Annotated in this window: 27 protein-coding genes and 1 other RNA gene; 1 reads left to right on the top strand and 27 read right to left on the bottom strand. The window is 31.1% G+C overall.

Going from position 1 to position 25547, the window contains the following annotated elements:
- Window positions 1-8: 8 nt before the first annotated feature.
- The 5 genes from BUB65_RS01150 to BUB65_RS01130 all read right to left on the bottom strand — a co-directional run bounded on the left by BUB65_RS01150 (window position 9) and on the right by BUB65_RS01130 (window position 5403).
- Window positions 9-974, bottom strand: a complete 966-nt coding sequence (locus BUB65_RS01150) for an ABC transporter permease (RefSeq protein WP_073071235.1) — start codon at window positions 972-974, stop codon at window positions 9-11.
- 74 nt (window positions 975-1048) lie between these two features.
- Window positions 1049-2788 carry an ABC transporter substrate-binding protein gene (locus tag BUB65_RS01145; protein ID WP_073071233.1) on the bottom strand — a complete coding sequence of 580 codons (1740 nt, stop codon included), beginning with the start codon at window positions 2786-2788 and terminating at the stop codon, window positions 1049-1051.
- Window positions 2789-2792: 4 nt separating this feature from the next.
- The gene (locus BUB65_RS01140; RefSeq protein WP_073071231.1) at window positions 2793-3785 is read right to left on the bottom strand and encodes an ABC transporter ATP-binding protein; all 993 of its coding nucleotides are present in this window, start codon (window positions 3783-3785) and stop codon (window positions 2793-2795) included.
- The gene (locus BUB65_RS01135) at window positions 3778-4788 is read right to left on the bottom strand and encodes an ABC transporter ATP-binding protein (protein ID WP_073071228.1); all 1011 of its coding nucleotides are present in this window, start codon (window positions 4786-4788) and stop codon (window positions 3778-3780) included. The genes BUB65_RS01140 and BUB65_RS01135 overlap by 8 nt, the downstream gene beginning before the upstream one ends.
- A gap of 15 nt (window positions 4789-4803) precedes the next feature.
- Entirely contained in the window at window positions 4804-5403 is a 600-nt protein-coding gene (locus BUB65_RS01130; RefSeq protein WP_073071226.1) for a hypothetical protein, read from the bottom strand.
- 90 nt (window positions 5404-5493) lie between these two features.
- Here BUB65_RS01130 and ffs point away from each other — a divergent pair.
- Window positions 5494-5756: signal recognition particle sRNA large type (gene ffs, locus BUB65_RS01125), an RNA gene on the top strand.
- A 7-nt stretch (window positions 5757-5763) separates the two neighbouring features.
- Here the strand turns inward: ffs and BUB65_RS01120 are convergent.
- The 22 genes from BUB65_RS01120 to BUB65_RS01015 form a co-directional block, all read right to left on the bottom strand.
- The gene (locus BUB65_RS01120; protein WP_073071224.1) at window positions 5764-7500 is read right to left on the bottom strand and encodes an ABC transporter ATP-binding protein; all 1737 of its coding nucleotides are present in this window, start codon (window positions 7498-7500) and stop codon (window positions 5764-5766) included.
- Window positions 7497-8912, bottom strand: coding sequence for a GGDEF domain-containing protein (locus tag BUB65_RS01115; RefSeq protein ID WP_073071222.1), 1416 nt, complete (start codon window positions 8910-8912; stop codon window positions 7497-7499). Before BUB65_RS01115 ends, BUB65_RS01120 begins: the two co-directional genes overlap by 4 nt.
- Window positions 8885-9829, bottom strand: a complete 945-nt coding sequence (locus BUB65_RS01110) for a GAF domain-containing protein (RefSeq protein WP_073071219.1) — start codon at window positions 9827-9829, stop codon at window positions 8885-8887. The genes BUB65_RS01115 and BUB65_RS01110 overlap by 28 nt, the downstream gene beginning before the upstream one ends.
- Complete coding sequence (locus BUB65_RS01105) at window positions 9813-10064, bottom strand: S4 domain-containing protein (protein WP_073071216.1); 252 nt, start codon at window positions 10062-10064, stop codon at window positions 9813-9815. The genes BUB65_RS01110 and BUB65_RS01105 overlap by 17 nt, the downstream gene beginning before the upstream one ends.
- Before the next feature lie 97 nt (window positions 10065-10161).
- Window positions 10162-11799 carry a peptidyl-prolyl cis-trans isomerase gene (locus BUB65_RS01100; RefSeq protein WP_073071214.1) on the bottom strand — a complete coding sequence of 546 codons (1638 nt, stop codon included), beginning with the start codon at window positions 11797-11799 and terminating at the stop codon, window positions 10162-10164.
- Window positions 11796-13307, bottom strand: coding sequence for a lysine--tRNA ligase (lysS, locus tag BUB65_RS01095; RefSeq protein WP_073071212.1), 1512 nt, complete (start codon window positions 13305-13307; stop codon window positions 11796-11798). Before lysS ends, BUB65_RS01100 begins: the two co-directional genes overlap by 4 nt.
- A 14-nt stretch (window positions 13308-13321) precedes the next feature.
- Window positions 13322-13792 (bottom strand): transcription elongation factor GreA, encoded by a 471-nt coding sequence (greA, locus tag BUB65_RS01090; RefSeq protein WP_073071210.1) that lies wholly within the window; start codon window positions 13790-13792, stop codon window positions 13322-13324.
- Window positions 13793-13812: 20 nt separating this feature from the next.
- Entirely contained in the window at window positions 13813-14268 is a 456-nt protein-coding gene (gene nrdR / locus BUB65_RS01085; RefSeq protein ID WP_073071208.1) for a transcriptional regulator NrdR, read from the bottom strand.
- On the bottom strand, window positions 14265-15188 hold the full coding sequence (whiA, locus tag BUB65_RS01080; RefSeq protein ID WP_073071206.1) for a DNA-binding protein WhiA: 924 nt from the start codon (window positions 15186-15188) through the stop codon (window positions 14265-14267). Before whiA ends, nrdR begins: the two co-directional genes overlap by 4 nt.
- Before the next feature lie 4 nt (window positions 15189-15192).
- A complete protein-coding gene (locus BUB65_RS01075) occupies window positions 15193-16134 on the bottom strand; it encodes a gluconeogenesis factor YvcK family protein (protein ID WP_073071204.1) in 942 nt (313 codons plus the stop codon).
- Between the two features lies 1 nt (window position 16135).
- Window positions 16136-16975: an RNase adapter RapZ gene (gene rapZ / locus BUB65_RS01070; protein WP_073071202.1), complete on the bottom strand. Its 840-nt coding sequence runs from the start codon at window positions 16973-16975 to the stop codon at window positions 16136-16138.
- On the bottom strand, window positions 16932-17729 hold the full coding sequence (gene murI / locus BUB65_RS01065; protein ID WP_073071200.1) for a glutamate racemase: 798 nt from the start codon (window positions 17727-17729) through the stop codon (window positions 16932-16934). Before murI ends, rapZ begins: the two co-directional genes overlap by 44 nt.
- On the bottom strand, window positions 17710-17976 hold the full coding sequence (locus BUB65_RS01060) for a cell division protein ZapA (protein ID WP_073071197.1): 267 nt from the start codon (window positions 17974-17976) through the stop codon (window positions 17710-17712). The genes murI and BUB65_RS01060 overlap by 20 nt, the downstream gene beginning before the upstream one ends.
- Window positions 17957-18211, bottom strand: a complete 255-nt coding sequence (locus tag BUB65_RS01055) for an MreC domain-containing protein (RefSeq protein ID WP_073071195.1) — start codon at window positions 18209-18211, stop codon at window positions 17957-17959. The genes BUB65_RS01060 and BUB65_RS01055 overlap by 20 nt, the downstream gene beginning before the upstream one ends.
- A gap of 1 nt (window position 18212) precedes the next feature.
- The gene (locus tag BUB65_RS01050; RefSeq protein ID WP_327192007.1) at window positions 18213-18836 is read right to left on the bottom strand and encodes a site-2 protease family protein; all 624 of its coding nucleotides are present in this window, start codon (window positions 18834-18836) and stop codon (window positions 18213-18215) included.
- Window positions 18799-20169, bottom strand: coding sequence for a B12-binding domain-containing radical SAM protein (locus tag BUB65_RS01045; RefSeq protein ID WP_073071193.1), 1371 nt, complete (start codon window positions 20167-20169; stop codon window positions 18799-18801). Before BUB65_RS01045 ends, BUB65_RS01050 begins: the two co-directional genes overlap by 38 nt.
- Window positions 20150-20902: a type III pantothenate kinase gene (locus BUB65_RS01040; RefSeq protein WP_073071191.1), complete on the bottom strand. Its 753-nt coding sequence runs from the start codon at window positions 20900-20902 to the stop codon at window positions 20150-20152. Before BUB65_RS01040 ends, BUB65_RS01045 begins: the two co-directional genes overlap by 20 nt.
- A 1-nt stretch (window position 20903) precedes the next feature.
- The gene (locus tag BUB65_RS01035; RefSeq protein WP_073071189.1) at window positions 20904-22412 is read right to left on the bottom strand and encodes an HD domain-containing protein; all 1509 of its coding nucleotides are present in this window, start codon (window positions 22410-22412) and stop codon (window positions 20904-20906) included.
- Between the two features lie 20 nt (window positions 22413-22432).
- On the bottom strand, window positions 22433-23047 hold the full coding sequence (gene udk, locus BUB65_RS01030) for a uridine kinase (protein WP_073071184.1): 615 nt from the start codon (window positions 23045-23047) through the stop codon (window positions 22433-22435).
- On the bottom strand, window positions 22989-23612 hold the full coding sequence (locus BUB65_RS01025) for a metal-dependent hydrolase (protein ID WP_073071179.1): 624 nt from the start codon (window positions 23610-23612) through the stop codon (window positions 22989-22991). Before BUB65_RS01025 ends, udk begins: the two co-directional genes overlap by 59 nt.
- Window position 23613: 1 nt before the next feature.
- Complete coding sequence (locus BUB65_RS01020) at window positions 23614-24645, bottom strand: polyprenyl synthetase family protein (protein WP_073071177.1); 1032 nt, start codon at window positions 24643-24645, stop codon at window positions 23614-23616.
- 4 nt (window positions 24646-24649) lie between these two features.
- Window positions 24650-25261: a HEAT repeat domain-containing protein gene (locus BUB65_RS01015; protein WP_073071175.1), complete on the bottom strand. Its 612-nt coding sequence runs from the start codon at window positions 25259-25261 to the stop codon at window positions 24650-24652.
- Between the last annotated feature and the right edge of the window lie 286 nt (window positions 25262-25547).

Raw genomic sequence — 25547 nt, 5'->3', positions numbered from 1 at the left:
ACTACCTCCTATTCCAACCTAATTCTTGGATCAACTGCAGCTAGAAGAATATCACCAACTAAATTTCCAGCTATCAACATAATGACGCTAATCACTGTACTTGCCATAACTACATAAATATCTTGTTGAACTAATGCTTGATAGACAAGCCTTCCTAATCCTGGCCATGAAAAGATCGTTTCAGTAATAACTGCACCACCTAATAATGCTGACAAACTAAAACCAAACATCGTAATTAATGGATTTATCGCATTTCTCATTGCATGCTTAAATATTACAACTCTTTCAGGCATGCCCTTTGCACGAGCAAATTCAACATAATCTTCATTAAGCACGTCCAATAAACTTCCTCTCATATACCTCATCAAACCTGCAAAACCACCAAAAGTTAAAGTAAACGCAGGAAGTTGCAAATGCCAAAAAATATCCTTAAACCCCTGCCAAACATTCATCTGGCCATGCGTTACACTATACATTCCAGCAACAGGAAATGTACCAGTTTTTGCTGCAAAATATAGTAATAACAAAGCTAAGAAAAATCCAGGAATAGCAATTCCAGTAAATGCAATAACTGTTAAGAATTTATCCCAAAATGAATATTTTTTTAGTGCTGAAACTACACCCAAGATAACTCCTAAAATCCAAGAAATCACAAAAGAATATAATGATAAAATCAAAGTTGCAAGTACTCTTTCGCCAATTAAATCAGTGACGGGTCTTCTATAATAAAAAGAATAACCAAGATCTCCTGTTAAAAGCCCTTTCAACCATTTGAAATATTGGACCATGATAGGTTGATCAAGACCATATTGTTTTTGTAAAGACTCCAAAAATTCCTTTGAAACAGAAGGATCAAGCCTATATTGATCCAAAAAATCTCCAGGTGCTGCTTGCATTATTAAAAATACTATCAACGTTATTATGAAGAGCTCAGGAATTAATATTATCAATCTACGTGCTATATATCTTAGCAATTCATTCACCTCTCTTCAAATATTTGAAAAATGCGGGCGGGAGCACGCCCGCAAAAGAAAATCTTTACAAATTATTATTCTTCTTTCCACTCTTCATAAATATTCCAGGTTGTTCCACCAAGAAGTCCTATCTTTACATTTCTAAGTGTTGCTTTATATGCATAAAGTCTCAAAGAGTTAACTGTGTAAATTAAAGGTAGATGTTCAGAAACAAGTTGTTGGAACCTTGAGAAGTAGTCATATACAACTTTTTCGTCAAGTATTTTTACATTTTCTCTGAATATCTTATCAATTTCAAGTTCCCAATCTGGTAAATAATAATCATTTTTATCAACATATTCTGCCACTTCAGGTGAATAATTCCAGAAATGTAAACCTGCATCTACTTTCCATACATTTGCACCACCTTGTGGTTCATCTCCACCAGTTAAACCAATAATAACTGCTTCCCAATCACCTGTATTGAGAAGTTTTTGAACTAATGTATTAAAGTCAATTGGAGTAAATGTTACATCCATACCAAGTTGCTTTAATGCGTCTTGAATAATATTTGCTACTCCTTCTCTTACTCTATTTCCAGCATTAGTTGTTAACAAGAATTTAACAGGATTTCCATCTTCATCAACAAGTTGCCCATTTTCATTCCAGGTAAATCCACCAAGTTCAAGCTCTGCTCTTGCAAGATCAAGATCAAACTCGTATTTTACTACAACATCTTCATTATAGAATGGTGAACTCATTGAAACAGGTGACCATTGTGCAATACCCAAACCATTATAAAGTGTATCAATTATAGAGTCTTTATCAATTGCATGTGCAATTGCTTTTCTAAAGTGTTCGTTTCTGAACCATTTTCTCTTAACTGGATCTGGTGTATTCCAGTTAAATGTAATAAATGTCGTACCATATGCTGGTCCAGCTGTAGTAACTACAATATTAAGTTCTTTTTCTTTTTCTTTAAGTTCAGCAAACTCTGTTCCTCTTGGAGCGTATACATCAATTTCACCATTTTCAAATGCAAGTCTCATTGCATCTTGGTTGGAGATAATTTTAAATACTACTTCATCAAAGTATGGTAATTGTTCACCATTTGCATCTTTTTTCCAATAGTAAGGATTTTTTACAAATCTAACATATTGATCTGGAACATATTCTACTGGAATATATGGACCTAGTCCAACTATTTTTCCATCGTTAATTGCATCAACTGTCCAAAATTCTTGGAAGTTTCCATTCTTTACATATTCTTCGGCTATATGTTTTGGGAAAATGTACATTCCGCCCAAATATCTAAATGCTAACCTGAATGGTTCAGGATAATACATTCTTACTGTGTAATCATCAATTTTTTCTGCTTTTGGTAAATATCCGTTTGTGCTCATTAAAACATCTTGCATTGAACTTGGAATATCTGGATTTGTGTAAATTTCGTTAAGAGTAAAGACTATATCATCCGCTGTAAGAGGATGACCATCACTAAATTTAACTCCCTTTCTGATGTGCCAAATAATTTCCATACCACCATCTGAAGTCAACCTTGGACCTTCCCAACTTTCAGCAATCGCGGGATAAAACTTCATATCAACACCATGTCTTTCAATCAACGTTCCACCATATCCCATAAACAAATCAATAACATCTGTGGAACTTGTTTCTTTTGCAACAACATCATTCAAAGTTTTTGGTCCAGACAAAGTTCCTATAACAAACTGTCCACCATGTTTACCAGTTGCATCTGCTCCAATATATGGAAGCTGAGCAGCAAAAGCAAATACCACTGCTAAAACTATCAAAAGTACTGAGAGTTTCTTCATAAACTCACACCCCCTCTTTTTCTACCAGGTAACATGATACCTGGTGATTTTCAGAAACATTATACATCATTGGATACTCTTTTTCACACTTTTCCATTTTGTACGGACATCTCGGATGAAAGAAACATCCATTAGGCCTTGCAATTGGACTAGGTACTCCGCCTGTTAAAATTATTCTCTTTCTTTTCTTTTCAACTTTTGGATCTGGAATTGGCGATGCTGATAACAATGCTTTCGTATACGGATGAATCGGATTATCGAAAATTTCGTCAACATCGCCCATTTCAACAATTCTACCTAAATACATTACAGCGACTTTATCACTTATAAATCTTACTAAGGACAAATCGTGAGATATAAATACATAAGTTAATCCCAATTCTTCCTGAAATTTCATAAAAAGATTAATAATTTGAGCTTGAACTGAAACATCTAAAGCCGAAGTTGGCTCATCAAGAAAAACTATTTCAGGATCAACAGATAAAGCTCTTGCAATAGCTATCCTCTGTTTTTGCCCACCACTAAACTGATGAGGATATCTGTCCATATGATATGCTTTAAGACCAACCATCTTTAACAATTCAACAGCTTTATCATATGCTTCTTGCTTGGAATTAACAATTTTATGAAATAATAGAGGTTCAGTCAAAATTTGTCCAATTGTCATTCTTGGATTTAACGAACCAATAGGATTCTGAAAAACAATTTGCATTTTTCTCCTAAATGGAAGCAATTCTCTTCGATTTAAATGTGATATATCCGTTCCCAAAATTTCTATTTTTCCATCTGTGGGATCAATTAACCTTAACATTGTCCTTGCCGTTGTGGTTTTCCCACATCCAGACTCGCCAACTAAAGCAAAAGTTTCTTTTCTTCTTACTTCAAAAGAAACATTGTCTACTGCTTTAACATCTCCCACACGTTTTTTTATCATAAAGCCTTTGGTAATTGGAAAATATTTTTTTAGATTTTGAACTCTAATTATTACATCATTCATTGGCAATCGCCTCCGATTTCTTTGTCTCTATAACCGGATTAAAACATCTCACATAATGTCCTGGTTCAATCTCAGTAAATTCTGGGAGTTCTTTTGTACATTTATCCAATCTCCTTGGACACCTTGGCGCAAATGGACAAATATTAGGCACATCAATCATTCTCGGAGGTTGCCCAGGAATAGCTTCCAACTTATCTTGCTTTTTATCAAGTCTAGGAATCGCTCTCAATAACATATGGGTATATGGATGCATAGGTTTATAAAAAATATCTTCAGCACTAGCAAATTCCATTTGCCTTCCACCATACATTACAATTATCCTATCAGCCATTGAAGCAATAACTCCTAAATCGTGAGTTATAAACAACAATCCTGTCTTAAATTCTTTTTGTAATTCTCTCATTAAGTCCAAAATTTGTGCTTGAATAGTTACATCTAAGGCTGTCGTAGGTTCGTCCGCAATTAAAACTTTAGGATTACATGATAATGCAATTGCAATTACTGCACGTTGCCTCATCCCTCCACTGAATTCAAACGGATAAGCCATCATCCTTTTTTCAGCCTCGGGAATTTGAACTTTCTTTAACATCTCTATACCAATTTCCCATGCCGTTTTCCTATCAACATCCTGATGTTGAATGATCGTTTCAACAAGCTGATCTCCAATTGTGTACAATGGATTTAATGAAGTAAGTGGATCTTGAAAAACCATACTTATTTCTTCTCCGCGAATTTTTGTCATTTCATCTTCAGGTAATTTCAAAATATCCTCTTCTTTACCTCTTCCTCTATAAATAACCTGACCATCAACTATCTTACCAGGTTTATGAATCAACCTCATTATAGAACGCACTGTTACACTCTTCCCAGATCCAGTTTCACCAACTATACCTACAACTTCATTTTCATGGAGGTCGAAATTTACTTCGTTCACTGCTTTTACAATGCCTTCCTCCATGTAGAACCAAGTACTAAGGTTTCTAACAGAAAGTATAGGTTCCAAAAGCTTTCACCTCTCTTACTGTATATTTTTTTCAATCACTACATTTAAAACATCCAATTTTGGATCGTAAATTCCTATTAAATCTAATTTATCATTTAAAACATAAACATACATATCTGTTACAAGAAAGCCATTTTCGAAATCACTATAATCACCTTTTATTATTTTCAGAAAAGTTTGATATACGAAGTTTTCGAGACCCTCAATAGCACTCGGACTAACTATAATATTTATACCACAACTAAGAAAAAATGTAAAGTGTTCGTAAAAATACACATTAGATAAGTTAAGTTCGTTATTTTTTCTTAAAATTTTACAACCATTAAATTCTTCAAATTTTTCGAGACATTTCTTTAAATCTTCATCTTTCCAATTAACTTGAAAATCCAACCCATTAAAAAGAGAAACTTTTAAATTGTTAAAATCAATCACATATCTTGCATTTTTTTCATCAACCAATTTAAAATTAATTCCATTTTTGTTTAAGTAGTCAATAAACTTTGAAACAATATAACTATTACCTTTTAAATAGATTTTTTTTGGCAAATTAAGATTTATAAAAAATCCTACAATTACTAAAACAGTTATGATGAATATTATTAGCCAGCCTTTCAATCTTTCACCCCTCGTATATTATAACAAATTTTAATTGAATTAAAAAATTTTTTTGACTTTTTGAAAATTGATGGTAGAATAATTTTGGTGCCGTGCTAAGCGGGGGGTTGGTGGTCCCCTGAACCCGAAATCCACCTAGCGGGGCTGAAATCCTCTGCCGAGGTCGTCAAGGTCTGAAAACGACCTTTGGTGGGGTGTTGAAGGCTGGGTCCTACGCAACAACTACCTGCGAACCGGGTCAGGTCCGGAAGGAAGCAGCCCTAAGCAGGCAAGTGTGTGCCGTAGGGGTGCCCAGCTGGAGCCTTTACCAAAGGAACGCTCAGGTCTTGATTGATCGAAGCAGGGGTGCACGGCACCATTTTATTTTGCAAACTGTATTTCATACAGTTTATAATATATTCCCTTTTTTCTCATAAGAGAAAAATGTGTGCCTTCTTCTACAATTTGTCCATTGTGTACAACAATTATCCTATCGGCATTAACTACTGTAGCTAATCTATGCGCAATCATAATAACAGTCTTATTTCTAGAAAGTTCCCTTACTGCTTTTTGAATCCTTTCTTCAGTCTGCACATCAATATTGCTAGTTGCTTCATCTAATATAAATACTTTTGCATCAAATAAAATTGATCTAGCTAACGCTATTAATTGCCTTTCGCCAGCTGAAATTCCTTTCCCTCTTTCAATAATCTTCGTATAAAGTCCATTTGGTAATCTTTCTATAAGATCCCACACATAAACCTTTTTCAAAGCTTCTTTTACTGCTTCTTCATCAATTTCTTCGTGGAATAATCTCACATTATCCAGTAAAGTCCCTGTAAATAAAACCACATCTTGAGGTACCGCAGAAACCTGTTTTCTAAGTTCATGTATATTGTACTTTTCTAGCTCTACATTATCAATCAATATCTTTCCCCTTTCAGGACGATACATTCCATTAATCAAATTCATAATAGAAGTTTTTCCTGCTCCCGTTTCACCAACTATTGCTATTAATTCTCCGGGTTTAAAGTGCAAATTTATATCTTTTAAAATCCATCTTTCCTCAGTATATCTAAACCAGACATTTCTAAATTCGATTTCTCCTTTTTCTATCTTAGACTTTCCTTCTTCGTCTCCAAAATGTTCTTCTGACTCATCCATTAAAGTAAAGATCTTTTCAGCACTTGCAATAGTATTTTGAATAACGTCATATTTTTCGGATAAATCTTCAAGTGGTCTCATGAATAACTCTAAATATGCAACAAAAGCATACAAATCACCGAAGTTTAAGGTTTTGTTGGCAATATAATTTGCCCCCATCCACACAATAGCTGCAATAGCAAGTCTATAAAGTGTACTAACAGTCGGCCTAAAAATAGCAAAAACATACATTTGCTGAATTCTTGATTTATACAAGTCTTTATTGACTCTATCAAATCCTTTACTTTCATATTCTTCAGCATTAAAAAGTTTTACAACAGGCATTCCAGCAATGTGTTCAGCAAGGTAAGCATTTACTCTAGAGATATTCGATCTTACAGCCTTATAAGCTTTTAAATCAAAATATCTAAACAACAGCATTGCAATAATTAAAACTGGAAATACAAATGAAATATTGACAAATAAACTTGAACTGACCCTTAACATCATTATTATTACACCTGATAACAAAAAAACATCATTAACAATACTAGTAATTACTGATGTGAAAAAATCCATCACATTCTGAGTATCATTTGCAATTCTAGTAGTTATTTGCCCACTAGGATGTCTATCAAAAAACGACATGGGTAACCTCAAAACATGCTTAAATAAATCATTCCTAATATCGTATACAATTTTTCCTCCAATATATGTTGTCAAAAAAATCGAAAAATATTCCAAAACAAAAATAGCACTTGTGGAAAGCAAATAATAAATTGCCATTTTAAAAATACCTTTAAATCTTTGATCAAGTGGTAGACTGTTATTAGTAATATAATTGTTAATGGTTGTTCTAACAATCTGTGGCGGAAGTAAAGTAACAAAAGTAAGCGACAGAACTATTGCTATTGCTAAAATAAACAACACTATATAAGGTTTGGCATACTTCAACAATCTAGACAATAATTTCATTCAATCTCCCCTTCATAAAACTCAAAACTTCCACTTTTTTTGGAATTATATACCAAATTGTCAGCCACTTTAATTGCCTTCTCCAAATTACTGCTTAAAACAACTCCAGCCGAAAAAGATAGTCCTAAATTGTGATAAGCTTCTTTTTTAATTCTTTCCAATACTTTTAAAGCCACTTTAAAATCCTTGGAATCTAAAATTATTACAAACTCGTCCCCTCCATACCTAAATGCTTTATCACATTCTCTAATATTACTTTTAATTATTTCTCCAAATCTTTTTAATACCTGATCTCCAAAATTATGACCTTTTGTATCATTTATAGATTTAAATTTATCTAAATCAATAAAAATTACCACACTTTTTCTACTATTAGTTTGTAAATACTGATCTAACGATCTTCTATTTTCAAGCCCTGTTAAAGCATCAGTAAAGGCTTTTTGACTTAATTCAATCAAAAACTCTGTATTTTCAAGAAAAGTTGATAATTGCTTTCCAAAAAAATCAAATGCTAGCATTTGGTACTTATCAATCGGCTTTTTATCAAACTTATTATCAGCAATTAAAAATCCATTTATTTTACCTTTAATCTTTAAAGGGATTATTGCTATATCTGTAGTGATTTTCAATTTATCTTTTATTTCTTTTGGTATTACTTCAAATTTAATTTTTCGAGATTCAATATCTTTTGAATAATCCAAGAAACTCTTCAAAGTCTTTTCTCTAATTTTTACATCCTTGAACTCTTTTTCCAAACTCGTAGTAAAATCGTCCGAAATATTTCTTAAAAAATCTTCTATTGAATATTCAATAGTTTCAATTGCTTCCCAAATTTCATGTGCTTCTTTTTCATCATTAGGACCCAATCCTTTATAAAAAACATAGTAATCATTCTTTTTCAAAAACATAAAACACCTATTAAATGCCCCAGAATAACCTGCAGTTATTCCGGTTAAAATAGCATAAATCATTGTTTCTAAATTAAAGTTTGTGCTTAAAGCATAATTTAAAACTATGGAGGCATTTTTTAAAAGATATGCAACTTTTAACCCATCATAAAAATGTTTAAACAAAAATTTTTGAATTTTTTGAGGTAAAGTATTATACAATTCGAAAATAAAACCTTTTAGATTTTTCGTTAAGATTTTATATGTAAATTCATAAGTTTCACCATCAATATTTAACAACAACTTTTGTTGATTTATATCATCAACAAAAACAATATCCTCTTTTTTCAAGTAATATCTGGAGATTTTCCAAGCCCTATATAAATTCTCTGGAACCTCTGAATGATTTCTGGATACAAATAGTTTGAAACTAATTTTAGAGGAATCTTTAATTTGCTGTAATATATATAATAAAAAACTATCTAAATAAGCTATTTTTACTCTTCGTTCAAATTCATTTTCCATATTTTGGAAACCTCTTCACAGATTTTTTTCAAAAATTTTTCATCTCTTTCATCAAATGGAGCAATATAATGACTATCAATATCTATTTCACCTATAATTTCTTTTCCAAGAAAAATGGGAACTACAATCTCACTTTTCACTTTGGGACTACATGCTAAATAATTTGTTTCCTTTGAAACATCTTGAACTATAAAAGTAGCCATTTTCTCAACAGCTTGACCACAAATACCTTTTCCTACAGGAATTTTTACATGCTCCGTAGGTTCTCCGGTAAATTCTTCTAATTCTAACAAATTTTCATCATTAAGCATGTAAAATCCTACCCAATCATAATAGGGAATTTTATTATACAAAAGATCACATACGTTTTTCATAAATACCTTCGGTTCATTTTTTGAAATTGATTTTAATTTAACCAATACAGCTTCAAAGATTTTTTCCTTATTGTAATAAATACCTTTCTTCTCACTATGCCTATAATGAACTACTGATTGATAAATCACATCTTCTAAGTTATCTAGCTCTCCTCTTTTCCATATAGAAAACACATTTAAAAATATTACATTTTCCTTTTTCCCTTTTACAACAATCCAGTCAAAGTCAAACTCTGTTGGAGCAAACCCAAGAAAAATAATAAAATCTTCTTTATAAAGTTCAAATTCACGAGAATTTTTTCGTATTCGTTCCGCAAGCTTTTCTTTTCTTACCTTAATAAACTCATTGAAATTTTGGATGAACCTATCCAACTCTCTTCTTTCTATATCACTAAATTTAACTTCACCAATGCTTTTTTCTAATTCATCAAGAATTGGAGAAAATCTTTTTTTTAATTGTTTCCATACTTTAGGCCACAATAATTTATCATATCTCAAAATCTCAGCAAACTCTTCAATATGGTTTTCAATCAAATTTCTCATTGTTATCCCCCCAAAATTTTTTGTCTTCTAAAATCTCATATCTTTTTTCATCAACAACTCGTATTTTTAAATATCTCGAACCATAAAAAATTTCTAATTCATCTCCTGGCCTTATCTCAGTAGATGGTTTCAATGAATAACCATTTCGAAAAATTCTGTTGTTTTTGGCCAATTGTTGCGCAATTGTTCTTCTTTTTATTAGCCGTGTTGTCTTCAAATATTTATCAAGTCTCATATCTATCACCTCAAAAATTATATCACATTTTGTTTGTTATGCTAATAAAAAGGTGACCTTTAACGGTCACCTTAAAAAACACAGATTAATTATATGCTTACTGATTTGTATTACTTGTAGTAGATTCATTTGTCAACATAAATTTGAGTTCAGAAAATGCTGAGTCATAATCCATATAATCTGGTGTGGCCTCTTTTAATCTTTCGAGATATTCACTTGCGGTAGTTGCATCTTTTAAAATTTTATTTATTTCATACAAATCATACAGAACTTCTGCCTTCATATCTAAACTAATATCAGTAGCATCAGCAAGTGTACTTAGACCACTATATAAATCAATAAAATCATTCATAACACTTTGCATCATTCCATACTCAAGATACGGCTTTATCTTTGAATAAAGTCTTGAGTAATATTTAAAGCTTACATCTATCCTATCTGGATGAAGGTTTTTCATTTTCTCTACGGCCACAAACGAATCAGGATACTCCTCGTAAATATTTTCAACAACCATATTTGCTTCCTTCTCTGCATCTTTTAAAACCTTGTTCAAATTAGGATCTTGAGTAACTTCTGTAGCATGTTTCATTTTCTCTACAAGTGTTACAAAAGCCGATTTAATCTCAACAGGAACTCCTACTTTCAAACTTGTATCATCAAAAATTTGCTCCTGAATTTCTTTGTAAACTTGTATTAAATCTTTACCTGAATTATGGAGTACGTTATACCATACTTTATAAATTGGATCAATAATTTCAAATGAAATATTATTATTTTCTTTAAATTCTTGAATTGCCGAATTAAATTTCTTGTCTTTTAATGTAGAAAGTACTTCTTGATAACCCTTTGAGAGTACGAATTTTTCGTAAGTATCAACCGTTTTCACGTCTTTCACATTAAAAACAAAAAGACTGTTACCAATTGGCACGGGACCTACCATTGTATTCGAACTTTCAAAAATGGTTTCTTCAATGTTCTTATCTAATATTCCTCTCTTAAACTCTGCCACATTTTGAACATTTAAACTTGCATCTGTAGCTGCCTGATAAAATCCTTTCTCCATAGCACTACTAATAAATTCATTAGCGCTAGCAGGAGAACTAAAATATACATAATCCACATTAGCACTATCATATTTTGCTTTCAAATCTTCTTTATTTTCGTTGTAATATTTTTTTATTTCTTCATCACTAACAACACCTAACAAATTTTTTACTTTTGAAATAGTCAAATATTTTTCAACATCAGGTTTTATAGAATCCAAATATTTTTGTACACTACCATACTTTTGATTTATGTAATTCTTCAATTTTTCATTCGCATTTATTTGTTCTAACTGCTTATCAAGTTCAGATTTTATCTCTTCATCAGTTGGTGAAATATCATTAATTTCTGCATAGTAAAGAATCACTTTAGTATTAATTAGATCTGAAAGTAATGATGCTTTTATCAATGGTTCTTCAAAAATAGGATCAACCTCTGTAATCTGATAATATGATAAAGCTTGACCATATGAATTTTCTATATCCCACGGGAAAATCCAATATTCAGAACTCAAAGCAGTTCCATCTTTCGTTAAATATGCCACAGAATCACTCAAACTATATTTATATTCCTCAGAATTTCTTCTGGTAGAAAAATATGACATAAGTGACCAAATAACAATTCCCGCTACAAAAGCAAAAGCAATTGTCCAAATAATTGCACCATGTGCTTTTTCAAACCATTTTCTCATCTTTCATCAACTCCCCTTTCGTTTTCCTTTTCTTCCTCTTCAAATGATATGGGTCTAACTAGAGGAAATGCAATAACATCACGTATACTTGGTGAATTTGTTAACAACATTACCAATCTATCTATACCTATGCCTAAGCCTCCCGTCGGAGGCATTCCATATTCTAAAGCCCTTATAAAATCCAAATCCATCATTTGTGCTTCTTCATCTCCAGCTTCTCTTAATTCAACTTGTTTCAAAAATCTTTCATATTGGTCAATTGGATCATTTAACTCACTAAAAGCATTAGCCATCTCCCTACCAAAAATAATAAGTTCAAATCTTTCCGTAACTCTTGGGTCTTCTCTATGCCTCTTAGCAAGAGGTGAGATCTCAACTGGATGTTCAAGTAAAAATGTTGGCTGCAATACTTTATCTTCAACAAGATCCCACAATTTTTCAATTAAATGTCCTCTGTCTTTAATTTCAACTTCTACTTCATGTTCTTTTAAAACTTCTATCATTTTTTCGTTTGTGTCTTCTAAAATATCAACCCCAAGATTTTCATGTATAAAATCTCTCATTTTCACCCTACGCCACGGCCTTGTAAAGTCAATCTCTACACCTTGATAATTTATTTTAGTAGTTCCAAACAATTTCTCAACTACAAAAGTTATTAACTCTTCTGTCAGATTCATCATATCTTCATAATCTGCATATGCCTGATAAATTTCAATTGATGTAAATTCAGGGTGATGCTTATAAGATAAACCTTCATTTCTAAAATTTTTACCAAGTTCATATACTTTCTCAAATCCACCTACTACAAACCTTTTAAGATATAATTCAGTGGCTATTCTAAGATACATGTCAATATCAAAGACATTTAAATGTGTCTCGAATGGTCTTGCAGATGCTCCACCAGTTACATATTCTAAGACAGGTGTTTCAACTTCAATAAAACCTTTTGAGTTTAAAAACTCTCTAATAAGTTTTATAATTTCAAATCTAGTTTTAAATCTTTTTAAAGTATCATCATTGGCAATCATGTCAACATACCTTTGCCTATAAAGTACTTCCTTATCTTTTATTCCATGCCATTTTTCTGGCATCGGTCTCAAAGGCTTATTTAGGAGCTCAATTTCCTTAACTAAAACAGTAACTTCACCCGTTCTACTTTTAAAAATATTTCCTCTAACGCCAACAATATCTCCAATTGAAATAAATTCTTTAAAAAATTTATATCTTTCATCTCCTACCATATCTTTTCTTATATATGCTTGTATTCTACCTTCAAAATCTTTAATATGGAAAAATGCACTTTTTCCATGCTCCCTCAAAGACATTATTCTTCCTGCAACCGAAACAAAAGAATCCTCAGCAATTTCTCCAGGATTTAAAGCCGAAAATTTTTCTTTGATATCCATACTACTATGCGTTTTGTCAAAACTATATGGATAAGGATTCACTCCCAATTCTCTGAGTTTCTTTATCATCTGTATCCTCTGTTCCCTAAATTCTTTAAGCAATTCTATCCCTCCTGTTAAATCTGAATACCTAAAATTTCATATTTAAAAGCACCATTTGGCGCTTTAATCTTTACAATTTCACCAACTTTTTTCCCAACCAAAGCTCTACCTAGCGGAGATTCAATACTGATTTTATTTTGAAAAACATCTGCTTCATGTGGGGTAACTATTTGAATCTTCTTTTCTTCATTCGTATCTAAATTTTTAATAATTACCCAATTTCCTATATTAACTGAATTTGTACCCAAACTTTCTATCACTTCCGCTTTCGAAAGCATATTCTCTAATTCATTAACTCTAGCCGCAATTCTCCCTTGCTCATTTTTTGCTTCTTGATACTCAGAATTTTCAGAAAGATCTCCTAACTCTCTAGCTTCTTTTATTCTTTCTGCAATTTCAAACATGAGTTTCTGTTTTAAAGTATCCAACTCTTTTTTTAATTTTTCATACCCTTCCTTTGTAAGATATATCGTCTCTTTTGCCATTTCAGCACCTCCAATGTATATTATTTTTCATTTTTTAACTCTTTAACAACTTCAAGAAATTGATCAATCTCTCTAAAATCTTTGTATACTGACGCAAATCTCACATAAGCAACCTCATTCAATCCTTTTAGTTGTTCCATAACTAATTTTCCTATCTCAGTACTTGAAACTTCCAAATTACCTGACTTTTGAAGAATATTAACAATTGTATCAACAGCTTTTTCCATGTCTTCCAAAGAAACTGGTGTCTTTTCGCAAGCTTTCATAATACCTTTTAATATTTTTTCCCTATCAAATTTTTCCCTTCTTCCATCCTTCTTTATAACAAAAATTGGACCAAATTCATATCTCTCGTAAGTTGTAAATCTTCCTTTACATTTTAAACATTCTCTCCTTCTTCTAACAGTAAAGCCTGAGGAATCAACTCTTGAATCAAGAACTCTTGTTTCTTCAAAACCGCAATACGGACATTTCATGATTTATCACTCCAATTTTTCTGTTCAAGATTTTTATATATTTTATATATTTTTCTCAAACGATTATAAACCATCGTCTTTGAAAGTGGAGGATCAAATAATTTTCCTAAGTCTGATAAACTAAGGTCCTCATTTTCTAACCTTGCTATTGCTATATTCCGCAATTCTTCAGGCAACGTTTCCAAACCGTACTTGTCTATTATTTCTTTTATCAATTTTATCTGCCTTGCATTACTTTCCCCAACCTTCCGTGCATTAGCAGTTAAAAAATTCATCGATCTATTAAAATCTCCTTTAATTTCTCTAGAACTTACTATTTTTTCCATCTTGTCTGCTGCACGCTGAGCACCTACAAAATAAAGAATTTCTATGATATCTCTCGATTTTTTTAAATAATATCTGTAATTATAATTTAACTTAATTATCTTACCTTTCACTCCTAATATTTCGAAAAGTTGTTCATCAATCGTATACAACAACTCCTCGCTATGAGAAACTATTTCCAAATGATAACTTTTTACTGGATCTGTCAAAGAACCGCTAGCTACAAATACTCCTCTTAAAAAACCTGCAAAAAAACTAATATCTTCAAATATATAACGTGGAATTTCTAAAGGTGAAATAGAAAGCTTTTCTAAAATAGATATTGGTATAAAAATCTGGACTCTTTTCCTTTTCAATTTGTTCTTTATCATTGTAAGCTTTTTTTTATCGACCCCTATTGTACTTAAAAGGTTCATTATTCTTCTAGCTGCAGGTATAAATCCAACCTCAAGGTTAATGAAAACATCACTCGATGTTTTCGTGATTATCCCTCTTGCTTTCAAATAACCCGAAATTTCCGATTTGGCTTCTTCTATTGAACTTATATCTAATTGACATAATTCACCTTTTACATCTTCAGAATAAGTAAACAACATTTTCTCACCTAATTAAGTCCATAATAATACTAGCTAATCTGATTGGATTATGTCGTACCTTTTTCCTTCCATCTTTATCAATTAATACTTCAACCAAATCTTCTTTTACTATTCTACTATCTTCAATATCAATTATTACAGGTTCTGATAATTCTTTTCGGTAACTTTCTAATATCTCCTCAGAAAAGTCCGAATCATTTGCTATTATAAAGTCAAATCTCCTTTTCAAATAACTTTCTATTACATTTATATGATCCGATAACAAAAACATATATGACTCGCTTGCTTGAGTCATAATATTCGAAACATAAACAAGTTTAACATTTTCATTTTTATGGATTGCATCGACAAAGCCTCTAACTATAATATTTGATATAATACTTGTATATAAACTCCCAGGCCCGAAAATAATGATATCTGCATTTAATAAAGCTTTTTCTGTATCTTTAGATATTATAACATCATTTTTATCCAAATAGAAGTTTTTTACTTGCTTACCCCTAATCTTCTGAATTTGTTTTTCACCATACGCGATGCTACCATCTTCATATTCAGCTACCACTCTAATTAATTCTTCTGAAACAGGTATTACTTTACCCTTTATTGCAAGAACCTTTGAAGCTAATTCAACAGCTTTTGTAAAATTTCCAGTGATTTTGGTTAGAGCAGTTAAAATAATATTCCCTACTGTGTGCCCCGAAAGAAACCCATCTGAAAATCTAAAATTAAAAAGTTCTCCAAGAATTTCTTCGTCTTTTGCAAGTGCAACTAAATTATTCCTGATATCTCCTGGAGGAGGAATTAGATATTCTGCTCTCAATATCCCTGAACTTCCACCTTCATCAGTTACTGTAATAATAGCTTTTAAATCTATATCATCAAAATATTTTAAACCTCTTAAAAGTGTGGAAATTCCTGTTCCGCCCCCCACTGCAACAACATTCACTCTAAATCACATCCCGGTGTTCAACATTAACTTTATATTTACCTGAAAATCTTTTTCCAAGCTCCTCAGCAAAAAACACAGATCGATGTTGGCCACCTGTACACCCAATTCCGATATTTATTTCCATTCTACCCTCATTTTCGTATCGATTTATCGCAAACTCTACAATTTTTTCCAAAAGCTTTAAAAATTCTTCTACACCATCAGTATTGTACAAAAATTCTTTCACTTCAGGATCTTTCCCACTTTTTTCTTCTAATCCATTTACATAAAAAGGATTTGGAAAAAATCTTACATCAAAAACAAAATCGACATCTAAAGGTATTCCATATTTAAATCCGAAACTAAGTATTCTCACATTAAACTGGTATGATAAATCCTCCAAAATAACTTTCAATTTTTCTCTTAACTGATGAGGATTTAAATTGGAAGTATCAATAATAATATCTGATTTTTCTAAGATAGGCGATAAATATCTTTTCTCTTTTTCTATAGCTTGTTCTAGAGATAACCCTTCTTTATGGAGAGGATGATTTCTTCTGGTAAGAGCATATCTATTGATCAATACATTTCTTTTAGCAGTGAGAAAAATTATCTTCAAATTATTTGAATATTTTTGTTTGAGAAAATCCACAACTTCTTTCAATTTTTTCAATTCACCACTTCTTGCATCAATCACAAGAGCAAGTTTCTCAATATTAATAGACAAAACCGGCAATAATTTATCGATTAATGCCGGCGGGAAATTATCTATACAATAGAAACCTAAATCTTCTAGTAAACCTAATGCTGTTGACTTACCCGCTCCTGACATCCCAGTTAATAATATTAGGTTTTTCACTATCAATCACCTTTAGCTTCCTGATTTCCAATCTGTGTACAACGTGTGGTACTCTAAAATTAATTCTTTTTAGCTTTCTCTCAAACGCTTTTATATCCCCAGTGACATAAAACTCAACAAAAGGTTTTTTACTTCTGTCAATCGAAATTTCTTTAGATAATTCCTCAGCTGGATCAATTATTTTAACTTTGGGCAGAACCCTGGAAATAATGCCTTTTAAAAATGGAAAGTGAGTGCAACCTAAAATTAATTCTTCTATACCAGTTTTCCTAAATGAATTTAAATAAAAATTCGCAATAGCTTCAACCATTCGGCCATAAAAGATCCCTTCTTCAACTAATGAAACAAATAACTGAGCTGATTTCTGAAAAACTTCTTTTTCTAGCCGTTCCAATTGTTTTTTATAAGTCTCATTTTTAATAGTTACATTTGTACCAATAACACCTACCTTCCAAGACTTACTCGCATTGACCCCTGCTTTTACAATGCTATGATACTTAATATTAAATTTTAATTCCTTTTCTATAATAATTGAATCAGTAGTGTTACATGCAGCAAATACCTCATCAACATTTTTTCTTTCAAAAAAGTCAATAAACTGATAAACAAAACTTTCCAGCGTTTCTGGAGTTTTTATACCATACGGAGCTCTTTCTGTGTCAGCAATATAAATGTAATGAGCTCCATTTAAATATGTAAGTTTTTTTAATACGGAGATTCCACCAATTCCTGAGTCAAATAGACCTATCTTCAAGTGAACTTCCTCCAGTAGTAATATTCCGTAATTTTTTTAAAAGTTGTTCAATTGTTAATTTCGTCCCATATTCTTTCTCCAAAATTTCACAGATAATAGCAAGAAACCTTTCATCAATTGATGAAAGATAACTATATTTATTATTCAACTGTGCTAGTCTATTCTCTATATAATCTAAAACTTCATTACTGCTGTCACTTTCAACAACAAATTTACGCAGCCCTAGATTAAATATTTTCTTCGCCATTTATCTCAGATACGGTACCTAAAAGATTTTTTACTTTACCCAGCAAGTTCTCAATTGTTCCTTCATTTTGTCTTAAAAGCTCTTCTAATTCCCTCTTTTCCTGTTCTAGATGATTAGCCCTTTCAATAGTCGCGTTTAGCTCCTTCCAAAGCTCTTTGTTTTCCTTTTTTAATTCTTCGTACTTCTTCAATACCTCCTCAATAACATTTTCTAATTCCCTAATTTTCTCTTCCATGTTATCCCCCTCCATTTATAATAAAATTGGTTAAATTCTCAATAAAAGCTACGAATGGACTCATAACCAATGGTAAAATCCAAATAAATAACAATGCCAACATAAAAAGTATACCATAAACTTCATATTTCACATACCACTCGATATATTCGCCTGGCAAAAACGCACTCAAAAACCTTGAACCATCTAACGGTGGTATCGGCAACATAGAAAAAATCGCATATGTTAAACTCCATTTAGTTGCCTTATAAAATATCAGAAATAAATATCTATTATCAATATTTCTTGTAATTATACCATATATTACAAACAATATTATACCAAAAACTGGGCCGATAATAGAAGTTATTAATAAACTTTTTTTTAATTTACTCGATTTCAAAGGTATTGTTGGTACAGGTCTAGACCAACCAAAATTAAAAAGTATAAATGATATTGTTCCAATAGGATCAAGATGAACAAAAGGATTCAGCGAAAGCCTCCCAAGTTTTTTGGGAGTTTGATCCCCCAATTTTGTTATTGTATAAGCCTTTACATATTCTCTAGGTAAGATCACTAAAATGACCGCTAAGAAACCTGTTGTTAAATTAACTAATATTTCCCTTAAATTTGTCAACAAGTTCACCGTCCTTGATTTTTCGTGCCAAATCTTTCAAACGTTGCACCATATTCTCATTCATTCCATATTTCCACCAAAACGGTAATACAGTATTATTCAACAACAAAGGATCTTCCAAACCAGTTAATTTACCCTCATTTATTAAATTAATCCAATCATCTGTCCCCACAATCGGTGTAAATTCATTTAGAGAAAAACCAATTCCTTCGTTTTTGCAAATTTTCATTGCATTTATAACGTCATCCGGGTTTTGATTTGGAATGTTAACCATTATGTAAGCGGAAACTTCTTTTTCAGTAAAACCATACTTTCTAAATATCCTTGCTGCTCTGATTAAATCTTCATCTTTAACTTTCCCACCAGTTTTCAATTGGAGCTCACCTGCAGTCTCATATCCAAGCTTTATTGTTTTAAAGTTCGCTTGTGCCATAAGTTCAACTGTTTCCTCTGATACCATCTTTGCATGTATTCCATTGGGAAGATGAAAATTTAACTTCAAATTTCTTTTTATAATTTCTTTTAAAATTTGGTTGAAATGTTTTTTAGAATTAACAAGTATGGCATCATCAAAAAAAACAACATCACTAACTTTAAATTTTTCAACGTATTTTTCAATCGCATTTACAACCTTATGGGGATTTCTGAATTTCATTCCATTCCAAATTTTATGAGCAATACAATAAGAACATTTAAATGGACAACCAACAGTTGTTGTAAACACAAGATAGCCCAAATTGTCATATAATTCATAAGCAGGGTCTAAATCTTCAAACCAATCAATAAAGTTCTTTCTAAAATTTTTTGAAAATAATTTTTCTAACAAACTAGATAATCTATTTAAATCATTTCCACTATAAATAATTGTGTTTGTTCTTTGGGCATGTGAGGGCAAATTTCTAACATAAAAACCTCCAAAAATAATTGGAATTTTATTACCATAGTATTTTCTTAAAAAATTTATTGTTTCCCAATAACCTGGATACCAATATGTTAAAGTTGATGTTACTAGAATGATATCTATTTTACCTATTTCATTCAACTTGTCCAAAAAATACTTTTCCGGAGCACCATATCGCTTATATTTTCGTGGAACAAATGATAAAATTTCAGGTTTCTTTACTTCTGTATATGGGAATTTCCCTGTTTTATAAAACTTATCCTTTGGAACTTTTACATATTTTTCTAAATTTTTATCATGTCTATTCATTAAATCTATCAAGAAAACGTCAAATCCCAACTTTTTTAAATACGCACCAACATACAACAATCCCAATGGTTTTAGCCAGAAATCATACGCTGCAAAATCTTCAATCCAAGGATTAATTAGTAAGGCTTTCATAAAAGTAGAAGATCCCCCTTAATCCAAGGTTGTAATCAATTATTGCTTCACTAAAAATCTTTTGATTCTGAATTAACCTTGCTTGTCCTCCGGTAAATATTAATGGTACATCTTTGAATTTTTGCTCTTTTTTAATATTATCTATCAAATATCTTATTCCACCCATAATAGCATTGATTGTACCTATTCTTATATTACTTTCTGTATCTTTTCCCACAAACCTATCAGCTGCTTTTATTTCTACCATAGGAAGTTTCGCAGTTCCTTCAAATAAAGCATTAATTAACATAGAAAAACCAGGAATAATTACTCCGCCTTCATAAATACCATTTTTAAGGACCTCAATTGTGATTGCTGTACCAAAATCAACCACAATCGCATCTTTTCCATAATCATAATATGCTGCTATTACATCTGCTACTCTATCAGCTCCTATTTCTTCAGGAATCTTAACGTTCCATTTAATCCTTGAAAATTTTATTGCTTCAACAAAAACTGCTTCACAGCCAACGTACTTTTGAGCAAAAAAGCTTAAAACGTGATTGATATTTGGAACTACCGAAGAAACAACCACCTGTTTTACTTTTACATCATAAAATCCCCTTAAAAACACAAAAAGCTCATCTTCAGTTTGAAGTAACTTTGTAGAAATTCTTCTTATATCAAAATTTTTACCATCATCAGTTATAGCCACTGTCGTATGAGTGTTGCCAACATCAAATAACAAAAACAAACTACCACCTCGTAGTTAATAACGTTTGAACTTTTGGGATTATATTGTACTTATCTAATATCTCTCTAATATCTTCTGTCACATAAACTCTTACTATTTGAATTAGGTTATTGCTCATCAAATTGTAAGCTGGATAATTTTTGACATATTCATCAAACGAGAGAATCTGATCTTTCCAAGTATCGTAAATATAAATATTGCTTTTTAAAAATTCCTCAGGATGCACTAAAGAAAGTTTATAAGGAGTATCAACTTTGAATATTTCATCAAAATTTGACAAAATCATTGAAAGTTTTTCTTTATCTGTTTCCTCACAAGTTTCAATTGCTCGTTCAAGTCTAAATCTTATTTTTTGCAAAATATCCATTGCAAATCCTTGACTTGCAACAGAAGGATCTATACCTTCTACAAAAAATGGTGTCTCAATTATTGTTTTCCAAAGGTTTCTATTTTTTAATCGCTCAATTATTTCATAAGCCATAACTACATCTAATTCCACAGGTTGAAGATCAATTTTATACTCTAAAATATCCCTTTTTGTAAATTCAAAAGAATCTAAGGAATATTCATTAACTATTTGATTAAACATTATTTCTATTTCATTTATAATTTTTTGGTCTGTAAGTTCCATAAATGCTTCTAAATTCTTTACTCTTTCTTTTAATTTTAATGGTCTATATGCAAGTTCCAATAATTCTTGAATCATAAGGTCGGCTGCTCTAGAAGTTTTATGAAAATATACATTTTTATACATCATAAATCTACCAAATAAAATAGTGTATATTTCATCAATAACTTTAATATTATAAGCTAGATAATCTCTTTCATCCTTATTAATTATTAAAGAATTTCTTATTAATCTATCAAGAGAACCTGTTCCAAATCCTCTAGTACCAGCAAAATATGAATCCCTCAAAACAAAATCTAACCTGTCTGCACCTAATGGACCTTGGATGATTGCAAAATCGATAGTCCCCTCACTTTCACCTTTAAAAATTTCTACAACCCTCTTCAAAACTTCTCTAAAATCATCAACCAAATTTTCAGAATATCCACCAAGCACAATCTCCAAATCTTCACAAACAGCTTTCTTTAAACTACTTGGCGCTCTTTCATAAACTTCATACATTTTCAAAGGCATGTACTCCAAAAGAATTTTCTCTCTATATTCATCATGGCCATCCTCAAGACCCATTTTTTTATAAACTATCTCATCAAATTGGTGACTAAATGGACCATGACCTATATCATGCAACAAACCTGCAAGCCTCAAAATTCTTATTCTTTCGGGAGAATCAAAAAGATGCTCAGCATACATTCCTGCAATATGCATTACTCCCAGAGAGTGAGCAAATCTTGTATGAGTAGCTCCCGGATAAACATATTCTGCTCCTACTAACTGAGACAAATATCTTAATCTCTGCATTGCTTTCGTATCTGAAGCAATTATCTCCAAAGGATACATAAACACTTCTGAATGAATAGGATCTCTTGAAACTTTATAATACATTTTTCCACTCCCTTTAGCCTTTAACTTTCGGCCAATTTCTTAAAAATAAACTCAACAACTACATCTATGGCTTTTTCATTAAATCCTCCTTTAGGAATAATTAAATCAGCATACTTCTTTGTGGGTTCTACATACGCATCATGCATTGGTTTAACCAAATTTAAATATTGATTTATAACACTTTCAATTGTCCGGCCTCTCTCTTTAATGTCACGTTCAAGTCTTCTAATAAACCGCACATCGCTTTCAGCATCAACAAAAATAGAAAGATTATAAAATTTTCTTAGATCATCATAATACAACGCAAAAATTCCTTCTACAATAATTACAGATTTTGGTTCTAATTTAACAAAATTTCCCGTCCTAGTATATTGAGTAAAATCATACTCAGGCAAGTCTATACTTTTGCCACTAATTAATTGCTCTAGATGGCCTATCATTAATGTGTATTCAATCATATCAGGATGATCGTAATTATACTTTTTTCTTTCTTCTAAAGGAATGTGACTCATATCTCGATAATAATTATCCATAGGTAAAATAATACAATTTTCTTTACCTATTATTTCATTTATTTTATTTGCTACCGTAGTTTTTCCAGAACCTGTTCCTCCACCAATACCAATTATAAACATTTTTTCCCTTCCTTTTCAATTTTAATCTTCCATTTACTTCTCGAAAATTTTTATCTAAGAATATATGGATTAAATAACCTATTGTAGATATTATACCAAGAAAAATCGCATTTTTCATAACTGAAAATAAATAATAATATCCATAAAAAATACTCAAACCATACACAAAAGCACTCCATATCCTATGTAAAGGCCCTCGATGTTTTGGGATTATAAAATCAAATAATTTTCCTATGAAAGAAGCAACCAAAATTGCTACCAGAACTTGCAAAGAATAAGGGATATGTAGATAATTTAATCCCAAAAAACGTATAAAATAACCACGCGTAAACTCAAAATAAAAAACTGTAAAAATAACAAACAATTTCACAATCTTTCGCAATACAGCAGAAGCATGATCAATATCCGGTAAATCTCCAGAAATTACAAACAATATAAAACCCCAACCAACTATTTGTCTTGGGGGCAAAGGATAATCAAATATTTTCACAAATAAGCTATAGATTGCTATAACCAGTGGATAACTAAAAATATTTATATTTATATGATTATTAAAATTTGGCACATTAAATACTCCTTAAGGTATTTATTATTTCCCTTAAGAGTTGTTTATATTCTTCATCAATTTTTAAATCCTCAATTTTTTCAAGTGATTCATCAAATAACTTATTCATTTTTTCTAATGCTCTATCATACGCCTTACTTTTTTTTATTGACTCAATTAAAAATTGAATCTCTTCACTAGTTTTTTCACTTTTAATAAATATACTGAAAAAACTTTTATCATAGTCACCCAAATCAATTAAAGAAGTATATTTTCCTTCCATAATATCAGCAGTATTTGTTTTTCCCGAACTTTTATCAAAAACGCTTATTATATCATCTCTTATTTGAAAAGCTATTCCGGCTGGAATAATCGCCTTTTTAATTGTTTCTATTTCTTCCAAGTTACTTGCCGAATTAGTTGCTAGATATCCAAGATAAAATGGATAATAAAAAGAATAATAAGCGGTTTTTAACTTAGCAATTTCAAAAGACATACCCTTAATCCTTTGTTTTTTTCTTAAAGAATACAATGAATCCAGCAGCTGGCCATAAGCTGTACTTATATAACACTCTGAAAATGCTTCTAAAAAATCACGAAAGTTCGGAATGTTAATTTTTGAAATTACATTTAATACATAAAAAAACAAAAGATCACCTAAAACTATTGATAGATCTTCTCCAATTTTTTTATTATTTACAATATTCATATACTTAGCATTTAACGAAAGATGCAAAGTTGGAGCTCCACGCCTCATCGTAGCACGATCCATAATATCATCATGTATTAGCAAAAAAGCATGCATAATCTCCAAAGATGCTGCAATGGAATACAGTTGTTCTTCCGTTAATTCCTCGTTTTCTTTGTATGCTTCATATCCTAATATAAATAAAAGTGGCCTTATCCTCTTACCGGGTCGTAAAGAAAAATTCTTTACCTCTTCTATTAATTCACTTAATTCCTTATTCAAAGTCAACTTTTTTTCTTCAAATATTTTATTTAAGTAAAAATCAATTTTCTCCAAATGCAGCTTTTTAAACTCCACGAAATCCATCACATCACCCTAGATATTCATCGATTCTATCCCCGACGAGTTTCATTAAAATTTCATGATACATAGGATTTTTCATTACAATTTGCGAAAGAGATTTTTTAATAATTTCAAGGTCCTCTCCTTTAAACTCATTACTATCAATTGCCATAACTAGATCTTTTATAACTTCAGGCTTATCTATATACGAAAGAGCCATAGCTGCGTGAGGGCCCAGCTTTTTTCTTTCTAAATCTTCTAATAAAAAATATCTTAAAATATCATAAATTTTTTCTCCTTCACCGAGTTTTGAAAGGGCCTCATATATTATTAATTCCGCTTCCTCCCAACTATATAATGACAAAATATTGTACAAAGACTTTACAATACTTTTCTCTCCAAAATCTGCCAATAAATCAACTATATAAAGTAACGTAATATCATTTTTATTTCTCCTTTCCACTCTTCTCTCAAATTCTTTCAACAAAGCTTTCTTCGCTTCATCGCCTAGCTTAAAAAGAGTTTCAGAAACAATTTCTCTTACTTCTGCATCTTCATCCTCTAAAAGCTTGATTAAATCTGATATAGCTTTTGAACCTTTTTCTTCTACTATTCGTTTTATCAACTCTTCTCTGTTCATACCTATCCTCCTCAAATATAAGTCACAACAAAATTCCAATACAAACAGTTAAAACAACTTAGTTCAAATTCAGTTGGTATATATAATAAAAAATATATTTTCAATTTTATTTTACCATTTTTTACCTCTCTTTTCCATCAAAAGCGAAAAAATGTTTTTGTTTTATCTTTTTTTACTATTTTTCTACCTTTAAAAAACTACAACAATGAATATTAACTTTTTGATTTTTTTTATAACTACTCCAAAAACATAAAACAAAATTCCATATTTACAAATATTAAACATT

Source organism: Thermosipho atlanticus DSM 15807 (assembly GCF_900129985.1).
Classification (GTDB): Bacteria; Thermotogota; Thermotogae; order Thermotogales; family Fervidobacteriaceae; genus Thermosipho_A; species Thermosipho_A atlanticus.
The sequence above is the reverse complement of the archived record's forward strand: the minus strand, read 5'-3'. Positions and strand labels throughout refer to the sequence as shown.

Coding starts and splice junctions, on each gene's coding strand:
- nrdR (WP_073071208.1), bottom strand. CDS start 14,268: ATGAAATGTCCGTATTGCGGTTTTGAAGAAACAAGAGTTCTTGATTCA.
- whiA (WP_073071206.1), bottom strand. CDS start 15,188: ATGTTGTTTACTTATTCTGAAGATGTAAAAGGTGAATTATGTCAATTA.
- BUB65_RS01035 (WP_073071189.1), bottom strand. CDS start 22,412: ATGTATTATAAAGTTTCAAGAGATCCTATTCATTCAGAAGTGTTTATG.
- BUB65_RS01060 (WP_073071197.1), bottom strand. CDS start 17,976: ATGGCGAAGAAAATATTTAATCTAGGGCTGCGTAAATTTGTTGTTGAA.
- BUB65_RS01110 (WP_073071219.1), bottom strand. CDS start 9,829: ATGAGAAATTTGATTGAAAACCATATTGAAGAGTTTGCTGAGATTTTG.
- greA (WP_073071210.1), bottom strand. CDS start 13,792: ATGGCAAAAGAGACGATATATCTTACAAAGGAAGGGTATGAAAAATTA.
- BUB65_RS01015 (WP_073071175.1), bottom strand. CDS start 25,261: ATGAACAGAGAAGAGTTGATAAAACGAATAGTAGAAGAAAAAGGTTCA.
- udk (WP_073071184.1), bottom strand. CDS start 23,047: ATGTTTATAATTGGTATTGGTGGAGGAACAGGTTCTGGAAAAACTACG.
- BUB65_RS01045 (WP_073071193.1), bottom strand. CDS start 20,169: ATGAAAGCCTTACTAATTAATCCTTGGATTGAAGATTTTGCAGCGTAT.
- BUB65_RS01055 (WP_073071195.1), bottom strand. CDS start 18,211: ATGGAAGAGAAAATTAGGGAATTAGAAAATGTTATTGAGGAGGTATTG.
- BUB65_RS01140 (WP_073071231.1), bottom strand. CDS start 3,785: ATGAATGATGTAATAATTAGAGTTCAAAATCTAAAAAAATATTTTCCA.
- BUB65_RS01120 (WP_073071224.1), bottom strand. CDS start 7,500: ATGAAATTATTGTCTAGATTGTTGAAGTATGCCAAACCTTATATAGTG.
- BUB65_RS01020 (WP_073071177.1), bottom strand. CDS start 24,645: ATGGATTTCGTGGAGTTTAAAAAGCTGCATTTGGAGAAAATTGATTTT.
- BUB65_RS01145 (WP_073071233.1), bottom strand. CDS start 2,788: ATGAAGAAACTCTCAGTACTTTTGATAGTTTTAGCAGTGGTATTTGCT.
- BUB65_RS01100 (WP_073071214.1), bottom strand. CDS start 11,799: ATGAGAAAATGGTTTGAAAAAGCACATGGTGCAATTATTTGGACAATT.
- BUB65_RS01105 (WP_073071216.1), bottom strand. CDS start 10,064: ATGAGACTTGATAAATATTTGAAGACAACACGGCTAATAAAAAGAAGA.
- BUB65_RS01115 (WP_073071222.1), bottom strand. CDS start 8,912: ATGGAAAATGAATTTGAACGAAGAGTAAAAATAGCTTATTTAGATAGT.